This is a genomic window from Streptomyces sp. NPDC001750 (assembly GCF_042892615.1).
In the GTDB taxonomy this organism is placed as follows: Bacteria; Actinomycetota; Actinomycetes; order Streptomycetales; family Streptomycetaceae; genus Streptomyces.
Genome location: NZ_JBIAUE010000010.1, coordinates 17,712 through 31,115, shown reverse-complemented (window position 1 = coordinate 31,115; position 13,404 = coordinate 17,712). Strand labels below are relative to the sequence as shown.

At 72.8% G+C, this 13,404-nt stretch carries 9 protein-coding genes, 2 tRNA genes, 1 pseudogene and 1 riboswitch; of the genes and pseudogenes, 7 read left to right on the top strand and 5 right to left on the bottom strand.

Annotated features, from left to right (window positions below; genetic code table 11):
* The 3 genes and pseudogenes from ACFYY6_RS17480 to ACFYY6_RS17470 form a co-directional block, all read left to right on the top strand.
* Positions 1-329, top strand: a pseudogene (locus ACFYY6_RS17480) (RNA helicase); the annotation flags it as partial.
* An 866-nt stretch (positions 330-1,195) separates the two neighbouring features.
* On the top strand, positions 1,196-1,438 hold the full coding sequence (locus ACFYY6_RS17475) for a hypothetical protein (RefSeq protein WP_388651229.1): 243 nt from the start codon (positions 1,196-1,198) through the stop codon (positions 1,436-1,438).
* A 70-nt stretch (positions 1,439-1,508) separates the two neighbouring features.
* A tRNA-Lys gene (locus ACFYY6_RS17470) sits at positions 1,509-1,581 on the top strand.
* 211 nt (positions 1,582-1,792) lie between these two features.
* Here the strand turns inward: ACFYY6_RS17470 and ACFYY6_RS17465 are convergent.
* Positions 1,793-2,191, bottom strand: a complete 399-nt coding sequence (locus ACFYY6_RS17465) for an SHOCT domain-containing protein (RefSeq protein ID WP_351522592.1) — start codon at positions 2,189-2,191, stop codon at positions 1,793-1,795.
* A 140-nt stretch (positions 2,192-2,331) separates the two neighbouring features.
* Between ACFYY6_RS17465 and ACFYY6_RS17460 the strand changes: the two genes are divergently transcribed.
* The 4 genes from ACFYY6_RS17460 (at position 2,332) to ACFYY6_RS17445 (ending at position 6,635) form a co-directional block, all read left to right on the top strand.
* Positions 2,332-2,405, top strand: a tRNA-Met gene (locus ACFYY6_RS17460).
* Positions 2,406-2,631: 226 nt separating this feature from the next.
* Positions 2,632-3,807 carry a PP2C family protein-serine/threonine phosphatase gene (locus tag ACFYY6_RS17455; protein ID WP_386610142.1) on the top strand — a complete coding sequence of 392 codons (1,176 nt, stop codon included), beginning with the start codon at positions 2,632-2,634 and terminating at the stop codon, positions 3,805-3,807.
* A gap of 382 nt (positions 3,808-4,189) precedes the next feature.
* Positions 4,190-4,341, top strand: a riboswitch (cyclic di-AMP (ydaO/yuaA leader).
* Between the two features lie 197 nt (positions 4,342-4,538).
* The gene (locus ACFYY6_RS17450; protein WP_351626259.1) at positions 4,539-5,561 is read left to right on the top strand and encodes a M23 family metallopeptidase; all 1,023 of its coding nucleotides are present in this window, start codon (positions 4,539-4,541) and stop codon (positions 5,559-5,561) included.
* A gap of 129 nt (positions 5,562-5,690) precedes the next feature.
* Positions 5,691-6,635: an aldo/keto reductase gene (locus ACFYY6_RS17445; RefSeq protein ID WP_351625973.1), complete on the top strand. Its 945-nt coding sequence runs from the start codon at positions 5,691-5,693 to the stop codon at positions 6,633-6,635.
* A gap of 191 nt (positions 6,636-6,826) precedes the next feature.
* On the opposite strand, the gene ACFYY6_RS17440 is transcribed toward ACFYY6_RS17445, so the two are convergent.
* The 4 genes from ACFYY6_RS17440 to ACFYY6_RS17425 form a co-directional block, all read right to left on the bottom strand.
* Complete coding sequence (locus ACFYY6_RS17440; protein ID WP_389194145.1) at positions 6,827-8,389, bottom strand: PrsW family intramembrane metalloprotease; 1,563 nt, start codon at positions 8,387-8,389, stop codon at positions 6,827-6,829.
* A 237-nt stretch (positions 8,390-8,626) separates the two neighbouring features.
* A complete protein-coding gene (gene trmB, locus ACFYY6_RS17435; RefSeq protein ID WP_351522587.1) occupies positions 8,627-9,616 on the bottom strand; it encodes a tRNA (guanosine(46)-N7)-methyltransferase TrmB in 990 nt (329 codons plus the stop codon).
* A complete protein-coding gene (gene lhgO, locus ACFYY6_RS17430) occupies positions 9,609-10,865 on the bottom strand; it encodes an L-2-hydroxyglutarate oxidase (protein ID WP_351522601.1) in 1,257 nt (418 codons plus the stop codon). The genes trmB and lhgO overlap by 8 nt, the downstream gene beginning before the upstream one ends.
* Positions 10,866-11,171: 306 nt before the next feature.
* Positions 11,172-13,061: a sporulation protein gene (locus ACFYY6_RS17425; protein ID WP_351522585.1), complete on the bottom strand. Its 1,890-nt coding sequence runs from the start codon at positions 13,059-13,061 to the stop codon at positions 11,172-11,174.
* Positions 13,062-13,404: the final 343 nt, after the last annotated feature.

The window sequence follows — 13,404 nt, the reverse complement described above, 5'->3', positions numbered from 1 at the left end:
ACCGTCCGTCGGGCGGCTACCGCTCCCACGACCGTCGCGACGACCGCGGTGGCCGCTCGTTCGAGCGTCGTGACAACGACCGTCCTTCCTTCGACCGCCGGGACAACGACCGCCCGTCGTTCGGCCGCGACCGTCGCGACGACCGCCCCTCCGGCGGCTTCCGCTCGGGCGGCAGCGACCGCCCGTTCAACCGGGACCGTCGCGACGACCGTCCGTCGGGCGGCTTCCGGTCCGGCGGCGACCGCCCGTACGGTCGGCGTGACGACCACCGCGGCGCCGGTTCCTTCGGCCGCCGTGACGACAAGCCGCGCTGGAAGCGCAACGGCTGAACACGCTGAACGCGTTGAACGATGAGGCGGACCGCTGAAGGTCCGCCGCGTCGACCGGAGTTCTCCGGAAGGCGGGTCCGCTCTTCACGAGCGGGCCCGCTTTTCATTTCGGTTCCCCCCACTGTGCAATCGCTGTCAGGATCCGGCGACTTGGGCAGGAGAAGGGGCGCCGCCGGAGGGGCGGGGAGGGGGCTCCGCGCGATCCCTCGGCGGCGGGACGACGCCGCAGACCACCTGCGCTTTTCGTGTCTCCGAGCCCTTCGGGCCCTCATGGCCCCGCGCCTTCCGGGTTTTTGGGCATGCGGGTTTTTGGCCATTTCGGGTATTCGGGCGAGGGCCGACCCTCTGGCTCGCCTTGCTTCTGCACGCAGTTGTCCGCGACGCCCCACCGGGCGCGGGAGCGCCGCCCCGGCCGCGCTCGTCGTCGACGGCCACCTCGTCCGCCACGACCGGACCACCGAGAAGCTGGTGCTCACCGACTCCGCACCGGAACGCCCTCGGTGCCCCGGGAGATCGCGGACCTGCCCGCCGACGGCACCACCGGCCGGCGCAGGCCGACCTGGGCCGTGGACAAGTTCGGTGGCGGCATCGCGTACGCCGGTCCGGACAAGGGCATCCGCGTCGAACGTAGCGGAGTCGCGCCGCAGCCGCCGACGGCGACCGAGTCGGCCCGGCCGGCGGGAGCCTCGGCCCCAAGGGCACCGATGGCAGTCAGGTGTGGAACAGCACCTGGCAGCTCAGCAGGCCCGCGCCCCGGACCTTCGTGATGAAGGACGCCCACGGCCGCACGGTGCGGACCCTGACGGGCAGCCCGGCCGGATCCGGCGCCGAGGTCGAGGTCGGCCGGGACCGCAGGACTGCTCAGCTTGGGGCGCCTCGTACGTCGTGCCGGGGTCGGGGACATCAGCGGCGACGGGAAGGCCGACCTCGTCGAGCGGGACCCCTCCGGCAACCCCAACCGCAACGACGGCAACGGCAAGGACTCCTTCGGCTCGCGTGCGGAGATCGCCACGGGCCGGCAGGGGTACAAGGGCGTCTTCCGACCCGCCCCCTTCCCGTCCCGGTCCCGCCCCCTCGATCCCGCCACGACGGGGGCGATCCCGCCATGACGGGGCCCGGCTGCCGATACCCGATCGGCGGCCGGGCCGCGGCGGGCTATGCTCAGGGGTGGTTCGGCGAGGGCCGTTAGCTCAATTGGCAGAGCAGCGGACTTTTAATCCGTTGGTTGTGGGTTCGAGTCCCACACGGCCTACCCTCTCAGCCCCGGTCCGGAGTGCATCCGGTCGGGGCTGAAGCCGTTTCCGGACCTCCCGCCCACCGGGCCGCGGCCTCGCGGTCCGGTGGGCGTCCCGGTCTCCGAACTTCCCGGGTTCTCCCAACCTTCCGGGTTCTCCGTCTTCTCGGCTCACGATTCCGCGGTGGCCCGGTTCGGGGTGGGTGCCTCGGTTCAGGGGCACCTCGGCTCAGGCCAGGAGTTTCGTCTTCGCCTGCTGGTACTCCTCCTCCGTAAGGGCGTTCCGGTCCCTCAGTTCGGCGAGTCTCGCCAGGTCGTCCACATGGCTGCCGTGCTTCGGCTCGCCCCCGGCGGCTTCGCGTACGTACGCCTTGAAGGCGGCCTCGCGTTCCCGTACCGCCTCGATGTCCCGTCCGCCCATGGACCTGCCACGCACGATCACGTACAGCAGCACGCCGATGTACGGCAGCACCAGCGCCACGATCAGCCAGCCGGCCTTGCCCCAGCCGCCCAGGTCGTCGCTGCGGAAGATGTCCGTGATGACCTTGAACAGCAGGAAGAGCCACATGATCCAGAGGAAGAACCAGAGCATGGTCCAGAAGAGATTGAGCAAGGGGTAGTTGTCCACGGTCGCTCCCGGTCGCCGCTGTCCCGTCGCATCGACCCATTGATGGGTAAAACAGTCATATCACCACACATTCGATTCCGCTCGTCGCCTCCGGGTGGTCACGAGCACGGCCGGACATGGCGTAGAGTTGTGTTCACCGACGCGGGGTGGAGCAGCTCGGTAGCTCGCTGGGCTCATAACCCAGAGGTCGCAGGTTCAAATCCTGTCCCCGCTACTGAAGACCCGGGCCCGGCGCGTACAGCGTGCCGGGCCCGGGGTTTTTCGTGCCGCCGCTGGATGGCGCGAGGTGAGTGGGCGGCGTGTGAGGTGTGCCACGCGCGTACCTCTGTTGGGCGATGCGGAGTCGCCGCGCGGCTGAGCTCCGGTGAGCCTGGGGGCGGGGCGCGGTACCGTCCGCAGCCGTGCGTGTACCGGGCAGGAGACCACAGGTGTGGAAGCGGCTGAAGCGGCGCGGCGGGCATGCCGGGGGCAGGCATGCCGGAGGGGTTGCCGGCGGCGCCGGTGCCCGTCGGTTCGTGCGCATGCTGCCGACCCTGATGATCGTCGGCGGGCTGCTGTTCGACCTGTTCACCCCGCCGGTCTTCACCGCCATCCCGCTGTTCGTCGCGGCGCCGCTGATCGCCGCGCCGTTCTTCTCGTTGTCCAACACCGTGCGCACCGGCATCGCCTCGATGCTGGCCGTCGTCGCGCTCCGGCTGGCCACCGACTCGCTGCCGGCGGCCGTGCCGCTGATCGAGCTGCTCACGCTGGCGACCGTCTCGGTGCTCGCGGTGGTGATCAACCGAGTCGTGCAGCGGAGCAACGAGCAGCTGGCCTCCGCGCGGGTCATCGCGGAGCGGGCCATGCGGGCGGTGCTGCCGAAGCCGTCCGACCGGATCGGTGGGCTCCATGTGGCGGCGCGGTACGAGGCCGCGCAGGCCGACGAGTTCGTCGGCGGTGACCTGTTCGCGGTGACGGACACCCCGTATGGGGTGCGGCTGGTGGTCGGTGACGTGCGGGGGAAGGGCCTCGACGCCGTGGAGACGGTCGCCGTGGTCATCGGGGCGTTCCGGGAGGCGGCCGAACAGGAGCGCTCGCTGGAGGGCGTGGCGCGTCGGCTGGAGCGGGCGCTGGTGCGGGAGAGGAGGGCGCGCCGGGGCGGGCCCGATGTCGTCGAGGGCTTCACCACCGCCGTGCTGGCCGAGATCCCGGCCGGCCTGTCCCGGGTCCGGATCGTCAACCGCGGCCACCCCGAGCCGATCCTGCTGTATCCGGACGGGGCGCTGGACGTGCTGGCGCCCTCGATGCCCGCGTTGCCGCTCGGGATGGACCTGGGCGTGTGGCCCGACCGGACGGACGAGTGGGATCTGCGGCCGGGGGCGACACTGCTCCTCTACACGGACGGCCTCTCCGAGGCGCGGAACGCCCAGGGGGACTTCTACGATCCGGCGGCCCGGCTGTGCGGGCGGATCTTTCCCGGGCCGGAGGAGCTGCTGTCCGCGCTGACCGACGACGTACGGCTGCACACGGGGGGCGAGTCGACCGATGACATGGCCCTGCTCGCGGTCGTGCGCCCCGCGGAGGGGCAGCCGGAGCGGCGCAGGACCGTCCGGATCGTGGGGCCGGACCCGGCATGACGGACGGTCCGGGGCGGCTGGGCCTGTGCAAGAGGGGCCGGGGCGTCCGGGCGCCGGGCGTGTGCAAGAAGGCCGTGAGGGGTTCGGTCGGGTGCGCCCGTGAGGCCGCGGACGTCCGTCCGGGCGGCCGGGTGCGGCCGAGCGGACCGCGGTGCCACCGTACGTAATCGAAAGACGCCGCTCCGCATAACATTTGACGCAACGTCAGTGACGAGGTATTGACTGAGACCCGATCAAGTCGTCTAAATACGCCCCGAGATGTCCAGTAAAGTCCAGGCCAAAGACGTGAACGATCAGTGGGGACGGCTTGGAATCAGGGCCCGGTGTCTATTAACGTTCGATAACGCAGCGCGGTCGTCCCAGCCGTCGTCAGAGGCGGCACCGTGCGCGAGCGCCGAATCCCGAAAGGGAACCGGGGAACCACCACCCTGGGGTGAATCGGACATCCGGGTCTCGTGAGAGACGCGGTGTCCGTAGGAGACCTTCCTGCTCCGAACCCGTCAGCTAACCCGGTAGGCGAGAAGGAAGGAAAGGAGTGCGCCCCCGTGGCGTCCAACAAGCCTGCCCCCGAGGCCCCCGCTCGGCTCGATTCCGCGTACGGTTCCGAGTTCGGCACCGACTTCGGCCCCGGTTACGGTGCGGGCCCCGGCTACGGCTCCGACTACGGAACGGCCGGGATGACGACGGTGTCCGGCACCGCGGATCGCATGGACCACGGAATCGGATCGGAGATGGCCGCCACCGCGACCCTGCCCGGCGCCGACTTCGGTGTCGACGACGAGCGCGGCTGGGGCGAGTGGAACCCCACCGAGGAGACCGTCCGCCCCGTACGCGGCAAGCACCGGGTCGCCAAGCAGCGCAACGGACTCGCCCGCAGTTCCGCAGTGCTCGGGGTCGGCGTCATCGCGGCGGTCGGCGCGGGCGGCATGGCCACCGCGCAGGGCAAGCCGCCGGTGTCCATCTCCCTTCCCGACTCCATCGCGGACAACCTGCCCGACGCCAAGTCGCTTCCCGGCGTGGGCGCCCTCCTCTCCGACAAGTCCGAGGACGACGGGGCCGCGCCCGCCACCGCCCCGCTCACCACCGCGGGCATCACCACCGCCGAGGCCGAGCAGGGCACGACCGACGCGGGCGAGGCGCTGCGTGCCCGCATCCTCCAGCAGGCCGAGCAGCAGCAGGCCGCCGCCGACGCGGAGGCCAGGGAGGCCCAGGAGAAGGCCGCGGCGGAGAAGGCCGCGGCCGAGGCCAAGAAGCAGCAGGACGCCGCCGAGGCCAAGGCCGCCGCCGAGAAGAAGAAGGCGGAGGAGGAGGCGAAGAAGAAGGCCGAGGCCCTGCGGCTCGCCAAGCTCGCCGCCAGCTACGCCGTCCCGACCACCTCGTACACGATCACCTCGACGTACGGCCAGGCCGGCACGATGTGGTCCTCCGGTCACCACACCGGCCTCGACTTCGCGGCGCCGACGGGCACCCCCGTCAAGGCCGTTCACGGCGGCACCATCAAGTCGGCGGGCTGGTCCGGCTCGTACGGCTACCGCACGGTGCTGGAGCTGGAGGACGGCACGGAGATCTGGTACTGCCACCAGTCCTCGATCGGCGTCGGGGTCGGCCAGAAGGTCTCCACCGGGGACACCATCGGCCGGGTCGGCGCGACCGGCAACGTGACGGGTCCCCACCTCCACCTGGAGATCCACACCGCCGACGGCACGGGCGTGGATCCGATGGGCTGGCTGCGGAGCAAGGGCCTCAACATCTGAGGCACCCGCGTCGGCGATGCACGCGCGTACAACGATGCACGGGCGGACGGCGCGGACCACACCGAACAGCCCTCCGCCGAACGGCGGATGCGCGGAATACCGTTTTGGCGGGAACACGTTGATCGATTCATGACTTCCCTTCGCCAACTCGGCTCTTCCGATCTTCAGGTGTTCCCACTCGCCCTCGGCGGCAATGTCTTCGGCTGGACGGCCGACGAGGCGCAGTCGTTCGCCGTGCTGGACGCCTACACGGAGGCGGGTGGCAACTTCGTCGACACCGCCGACGCCTACTCCGCCTGGGTGCCGGGGAACGAGGGCGGCGAGTCGGAGACCGTCATCGGCAAGTGGCTCGCGTCCCGGCCCGGCCGGTCCGACGTCGTCGTCGCCACCAAGGTCGGTGCCCACCCCTCGTACAAGGGTCTCTCCGCCGCCACCATCAAGGCGGCGGCGGAAGAGTCGCTGCGCAGGCTCGGCAGGGACCACATCGACCTCTACTACACGCACTTCGACGACGAGACCGTGCCGGTCGAGGAGATCATCACCACCCTCGACGAGCTGGTGAAGGCCGGCAAGGTGCGCGAGATCGCCGCGTCCAACATCAGCCCCGAGCGGCTCCGGGCGTCCCTGGACTTCTCCGAGCGCGAGGGGCTGGCCCGTTACGTCGCCCTGCAGCCGCACTACAACCTCGTCTCCCGCGACACCTACGAGGGCGCACTCCAGGACACGGCCGCGCGGGCCGGGCTCGCCGCCGTCCCGTACTTCGCCCTGGCCTCCGGATTCCTCACGGGCAAGTACCGCCCGGGCGCCCCGGTGGAGAGCGCGCGTGCGCAGAGCGCGGGGAAGTACCTGGAGTCGGAGCGCGGGCAGAACGTCCTCGCCGCCCTGGACCGGGTCGCCCAGGCCCATGACGCACAGATCGCGACCGTGGCGCTGGCCTGGCTCGCGTCCCGGCCGACCGTCGTCGCGCCGATCGCCTCGGCCCGTACGGTCGAGCAGTTGCCCGCCCTGACGGCCGTCGCCGACCTCCGGCTGACCGAGGGGGAGCTGGCCGACCTCACCGAGGCTTCCGCCTGACGGGCGCCACCGGCGGGCACGGCAGCCGCGGCAGGCCGACCGGCGGACCGGGTGGCGGACTGTTCCGTCACCGGCGGCGGATCGTGCTCGGGTCCGGCCGCGCTCCGGTCGCTCCGCCGAACTGAGCGTCTCCACGAACGCCCCGGAAGCATCGCGCTCCCGGGGCGTTCGCGCGTCCGTGGCGCCCGGAGCTACCGGGGCGGCAGCTGATACGGGTTGTAGCCGCCGTACGCCTGGTGCGGCGGCGGGAACGCGGCCGGGGCCGACGTCGGCCAGTACGCGGCCGGGGCGGGCGGGAACGGGTAGGGGTAGGGGCGCAGGAGGCCCGCCGCCTGCGCGGCGTAGGCGAGGGCGGGAGCGGCCACGTCCCTGCGCTGCCAGAGGTGGTGCAACAGCTCCAGTTCACGTGCCGCGAAGTCGGGGCCCGCCGTCCCGAGGCGGGCCTGGCGGCGGAGCGAGGCCAGCGACATCGCGAACGACTCGTACTCGGCGACGGTACGGGCGGCGGCCTTGCCCCGGGCCCGCGCCTTGCGGCGCTCCTTGCGGGGTGCCCGGCCCTGTGCCTGTGCCGGGGGCAGGGCCTGGGCCGGTGCGCCGACCGGGGCCACCGCTCCGTGGCCCGGACCATGGACCGCTCCGGTGCCCGGTGCATGGCCCGGTGCGTGGCCTGGGCCGTACGGGTTGCCCCAGCTGGCCCCGGCGTCGAAGGAATGGTGTCGGCGGGCCGCGTCGCGGGCCAGGCCGCGGGCCCGCATGGAGGCGAGGGCGAGCGGTTCGGCGGGGGTCAGCCAGCCGGCCGCCGCGTAGCCGGGCAGTTCTGCGGCGAGTGCGCGCAGCTCGCGTCGGCGTGCCCAGATCACCAGCCAGGTCAGCACGCCGAAGAGCGGAACCATGAACACCGCGTACACGGCGTAGAAGGCGAGCGGCCCGAAGAAGGAGGCCGATCCGTTCCACAACGCGTGCATGCCCATGGCGAGGACGAGCCCCAGCAGCGGCAGCGCGATGCGGCGCAGCCGCCGGTTGCGGGCACTGGCGGCGGCGAGACCGAAGCCCGTCCCCGTCAGGATCGTGAAGAGCGGGTGCGCGAACGGGGACATCACCGCCCGTACGAAGAACGTCGCGGCGGTCATCGAGGCGACGCCCGAGGCCCCGGCCTGCTGGTCCTCCCCGAAGGCGTTGCCCAGATAGAGGATGTTCTCGGTGAACGCGAAACCGCTCGCGGTGAAACCGGCGATCACGACGCCGTCGACGATTCCGCTGAACTCGCGTCTTCGGAACAGGAAGACCAGCAGGATCGCGGCGGCCTTGGCGCTCTCCTCGACGACCGGCGCTATGACCGTCGCACCGAGGTTGTCCGCGTTCGCCGGGTCGGCGGTGGTCGTGGCTATCCAACGGGTCGCGAACGAGTTCGCGAGGATCGCGATCAGGGCGGCCGCGAAAGCGCCCCAGGCCAGGGCGAACAACAGGTTCCGCCAGGGCGCGGGGTCGACCCGGTCCAGCCAGCGGAACGCCGCCATCAGGAGCGGCACGGGCAGCACCGCGAGGCCGAGACCCACGAGGAAGCCCTCGGTGCCCGTCTGGTCGCGGACCAGGGCCAGGATCGCCAGAGCGCACACCGCGAGCACCGTGCACACGGCCGCGACGCGGAACGTCCTGCTGCGCCACACCATGCCGACGCGGCGCGGCCGGTACCGCCAGTGCCGTCGCTCCGGCACGGCGGCCAGGATCTCGCCGACCCGCTGCTCCTCGAGCACCGGAACGGCCGGATGCGGCTGCCGCTGCTGGACAGACCCTTCGTATACCACCCCACGACCCTAACGAGCGGCACCGACACCGGCCACGGGGAATGGCCGGTGGCGGCCGGTCGCCGGACGTCGGCAGTCGCCGGGGAGGCGCCGTCTGCGACGGGTTCTCCGGCGGGCTCGGCGACGGGCTCGGTGACGGGCTCCGGGCAGGTTCGGTGACGGGCTCCGGGCGGGTTCGGCGACGGATCAGCGGCGGGTGAAGAGCAGGTCGTGGACGACGTGGCCCTTGTCGAGTCCCTGGCCCTCGAACCGGGTCAGTGGCCGGAACGCAGGCCGTGGCGCGTAGCCGCCCTCCGGCAGAGTGTTCTCGAAGAGGGGGTGCGCGGTCAGCACCTCCAGCATCTGCTCCGCGTACGGCTCCCAGTCGGTCGCGCAGTGGACCAGGGCGCCCGGCTTCAGCCGCTGGGCCACCAGGTCGAGGAATTCCGGCTGGATCAGCCGACGCTTGTGATGACGCTTCTTGGGCCACGGGTCGGGGAAGTACACCCGCAGCCCGTCCAGCGAGTCCGGCTTCAGCATCTCGCGCAGCAGGATGATCGCGTCGCCGTTGGCGACACGGATGTTGGACAGGCCGTTCCGCTCCGCGAGGCCGAGCAGATTGCCCTGGCCGGGCGTGTGGACGTCGACGGCGAGAATGCCCGTCCCCGGGTCGTCCGCTGCCATCTGCGCAGTGGCCTCGCCCATGCCGAACCCGATCTCCAGCACGACCGGGAGCCCGTCGAACAGCTCGGGCAGGTCGAGGAGCCGCTGCCCGTCGATGTCCAGGCCCCACGTGGGCCAGAGCCGCATCAGGGCGTCCTCCTGACCAGGAGTGACCCGGCTCCGGCGCGGCTGGAAGCTGCGGATGCGGCGCTCGTGGTGCGATCCGGCCGGGTCGACGGCGGGCCCGCCGGGGAAGCGCGGCTCCTGGCGCAGCCTGCGCTGCCGTTCGAAGGACGCGGCGCGCAGATCATCCGGGATCCCGGAGCCGGTTCCGGCGGAGGTCCCGGACGGGGCGGCTCCGGGGGAGGTCTCGGCGGGAGTCCCGGAAACACGGGTCGCGGGGGCGGCCTCGGCGGGGGAGGTCCCGGAGGCGGCCTCGGCGGAGGTCCCGGAGGCGGGGGACGAGGGCGCCCCCGAGGGGCCCGCGGTGAGGTCTGCGGGAGGGTTCGCGGAGGGGTTCAAGGGCTCAGACACAATGACCCGATTCTACGGCGGGCGGCTTCCACCCCGTCTCCCGTGCCTGGAGCAGCGCCCTGCGTGCCACCTCCCGCCCGATGGGCAGGGAGGCCGTCGCGGCGGGCGACGGGGCGTTCAGCACGTGGACGGTGTGCGGGGCCTCGCGGATCAGGAAGTCGTCCACCAGGGAGCCGTCGCGCAGCACCGCCTGGGCCCTGACCCCGGCCGGGGCGGGCCGCAGATCGGCCTCCGTGACATCGGGCAGCAGTCGTCGCACCGCCGCCGTGAACGCGCGCTTCGACAACGAGCGGCGCACCTCGCCCGCCCCGTACCGCCAGTGTCTGCGCGCGATCCGCCAGGTGCCCGGCCAGGTCAGCGTGTCCGCCAGCTCGCGGGGGCGCACGACGGGCCACGCGTATCCCTCGCGGGCCAGCGCCGGCACCGCGTTCGGACCGACGTGCACACCGCCGTCGTGGCCGCGGGTCAGGTGCACGCCGAGGAACGGGAACGCCGGGTCGGGCACCGGGTAGACCAGACCGCGCACCAGCTCCGGCCGCGTCAGCTCGTAGTACTCCCCCCGGAACGGCACGATCCGCATCCCCGGGTCGTCGCCCGCGAGCCGCGCCACCCGGTCGGAGTGCAGCCCGGCGCAGTTGACCAGCACCCGGGCCCGCACCACCGCGCCGTCCGCCGTGCGCACCGCCACGCCCCAGGGGCGCCGGTCGACCGAGACGACCTCCGAGCCGTGACGGATCACGCCGCCCGCGGCGACCACCTCGGTGGCGAACCGTGCCGCCACCGCCGGGAAGTCGCACACCCCGGTCGTCCCGACGCGGATCGCGGCGAGCCCGCGCACATCGGGTTCGTACGCGGTGATCTGGGCCGGCCCCAGCTCGCGCACCGGGAGCCCGTGCTGCCGTCCGCGCTGGACCAGCGCGTGCAGCCGGGGCAGCTCGGACCGCTCGGTCGCGACGATCAGCTTGCCGGTCACCGCGTGCGCGATGCCGTGCTCGGCGCAGAACTCGACCATCTCGGCGGCACCGCGCACCGCGTAGCGGGCCTTGAGCGAGCCGGGAGGGTAGTAGATGCCGCTGTGGATCACGCCGCTGTTGCGCCCGGTCTGGTGACGGGCGGGGCCGGACTCCTTCTCCAGCACCGTCACCCGGGTGCCGGGAGCGGTGCGTGTGAGGGCGTACGCCGTCGACAGGCCGACGATCCCGCCGCCGACCACCAGCACGTCGCAGTCGTACGCCGCGTGCGTCATCACCACGCCACCTCCCACCCCGATAGTGCACTGACCCACTGACACCGCGCTCAAACCAGTGGGACCAGCGTGGCGCGTACTTTCGTCGCTCATTCTTTCGTCGAGCACCTGTTCAATCAGTGTCGACCAGCAACGCCGACCAGCAACGTCGGCCGGGAGCGCCGGTACGGGGGAGGCGGCACAGGGGAGGCGGCACAGGGGAGGCGGCACGCACGCTCACGCGCGCACGGCCGCCACCCCGGTCATGCGGAACGTGCGGAGCACGCGGGGTGACGGCCGGGCGGGGTGACGGCCGGGACGGCGGGCCGGTCAGGCAGGTGCCACCAGCAGCGGCCGGGCCCGTTCGCGCAGCTCGGCCACGCGTGGCTCGTGCCCGTACGGTTCGAGCCGGTGCAGCAGGTCCCGTACGTACTCCGTGGTCCTGGCGGAGGAGATGCGGCCCGCCACCTCCACCGCGCGGGTCCCGGCCGCGCAGGCGGCGTCGAGGTTCCCCGACTCCAGCTCGGCCACCGCCGAGACCACGAGCCGCAGTCCGTGTGAGCGGACGAATTCCTCGGTGGGCCGGGACAGCGCCTGCTCGGTGAAGCGCCGCACCTGCCGGGGCGCCTTCAGGTCGAGGTGGCACTCCGCGGCGTCGGCCGCGAACCTGTCGTACGAGTAGAAGCCCAGCCACGACGGGTCCGCGTCGCCGTCCCGGGAGCGCTCCAGCCAGCCCTCGGCGGCCTTCAGCGCGGCCCCTGCGGCCGGCGCGTCGTTCGCCTTCGCGTGGGCGCGGGCCTCCACCAGGCGGAAGAAGCTCATGGTGCGGGCCGTGGCGAGTCCCCGGTTGCGCTCGACGGCCGCCTGGGCCAGATCGACCCCCTCGTCGGCGAACCCGCGGTAGGTCGCCTGCAACGACATCGACGCGAGGACGTATCCCCCGAGGGGGACGTCCGCCGCGGCCCGCGCGAGTCTGAGCGCCTGGATGTAGTAGCGCTGCGCGGCTTCCTGCTGGCCGGTGTCGAAGGCCATCCAGCCGGCGAGCCGGGTCAGCTCGGCCGCCGCGCCGAAGAGGGCCCGGCCCACCTCGTCGCTGTACGAACCGAGGAGCAGGGGGGCCGCGTCGACCCGTAAGCACTCGGGAACCATGGAGGAACGCCAGTCCCCGCCCCCGTACTTGGAGTCCCACCTGCGGGCGTCCTGGGCCGCCTCGCGCAGCTTGGCGACATCGCTGTGGCCGACCCGCAGGGGGGATATGTCACTGGTGACGGGGGGCGCGGCCGGGGCCGTGACCGTGGTCGCGTTCGTGCCGACGCCGTCGGGCCGGGGCCCGGCCGACGGCACCGGAGTGCCTTTCGCGGCCCGGTCGCTCCTGACGGCCCTGGCGGAGGCGGCGGGTGGCGCGGTCCGGGACGCGGACGCGTTCTGCGGGCCGGGCTGGGCGGGGATGGATGTCGCGCGCGGGGTTCCGGGAGCCAGGGTTCCCAGACCCGGGCGGCCCGCCGCCTGTGCCCCGGCTGCCGGCCGCGTCCCGGAAGCCCTCGCCGAACCCGCCGGATCCGCAGAACCGGCCGGACCAGCCGCATCGGTGGCCGGTCCGGTGGAGGACGTGGTGGCGGGCTCGGCGGTCGCTTCCGCGTCGGTGCCCCCGGCCGCCGCGCCCGCAGCGCCGTGCGCCCCCGCATTGGTGTGTGCGCCCTCTGCGCCCTGGGGGCCGAGAACGGCCGCCCGGGCGGCGTTCGCGTCGCGCTCCACCGACGGGTCGGCGGGGGAAATCAGCCAGCGGGACGCGGGGGTCGCGTACGCGCTCACCGAGAACGAACCCGCGAGCGACTGCCAGATCCCGCCACTGCCCGCCCGGCGCCCGGCCAGATCCAGCCGGTACAGCTCGGTCGCGGAACGGACCGCTTCGGCCACGTCGCGAGGGAAGGACAGCCCGACCTCCGGAGCCGGATCGGCGTCCGCGAGTCCGATCTCGTGCAGCGGGACCGGACGGCCGAGCTTGGCGCCGATCGCCGCCGCGATGAGATGGGGCGCGGCCCCCTGCGGCACCATGCCCTTGGAGACCCACCGGGCCACCGAGGTCTTGTCGTACCGGAGTGTCAGACCGCGCTGCGCCCCCAGGTCGTTGACCCGCCGGGCGAGTCCGGCGTTGCTGATTCCCGCGAGGGCGAGAACGGTTCCGAGCTTCTCGTTCGGTCCTCGTTGCTCCCTGGACATGCGTCACCCCTCGACACACAGACGGCCGCCGCGTCACCGTTGCGGCGCGCGGCATTCGTACCGTGTCCTCCCCAGGGACGAACCCCGGCACTCCGGCCGCACACGCATGTGGCGGAGCCCCGAGGAATATGCCTCCTGCCGAGAACCTCAGTGAACCCAGCGTAGTTCGCCGCATCCCTACCGTTAAGGGGCAGACGTCCGTATGGCGGGATTGTTGTCCGTGCGGACGGAGGCGCGGACGGAGGCGCGGGGAGGAGTGCCGCCGGCCGCCCCGGCGGGTGCCCGCGGGGGCGGCCCCGGGAGCCGGCGCGGAGCCTGTGCGGAGGTCTGAGCCGGGGCGCGC

Coding starts and splice junctions, on each gene's coding strand:
- ACFYY6_RS17450 (WP_351626259.1), top strand. CDS start 4,539: ATGGCCGCCACCGCGACCCTGCCCGGCGCCGACTTCGGTGTCGACGAC.
- ACFYY6_RS17445 (WP_351625973.1), top strand. CDS start 5,691: ATGACTTCCCTTCGCCAACTCGGCTCTTCCGATCTTCAGGTGTTCCCA.
- ACFYY6_RS17425 (WP_351522585.1), bottom strand. CDS start 13,061: ATGTCCAGGGAGCAACGAGGACCGAACGAGAAGCTCGGAACCGTTCTC.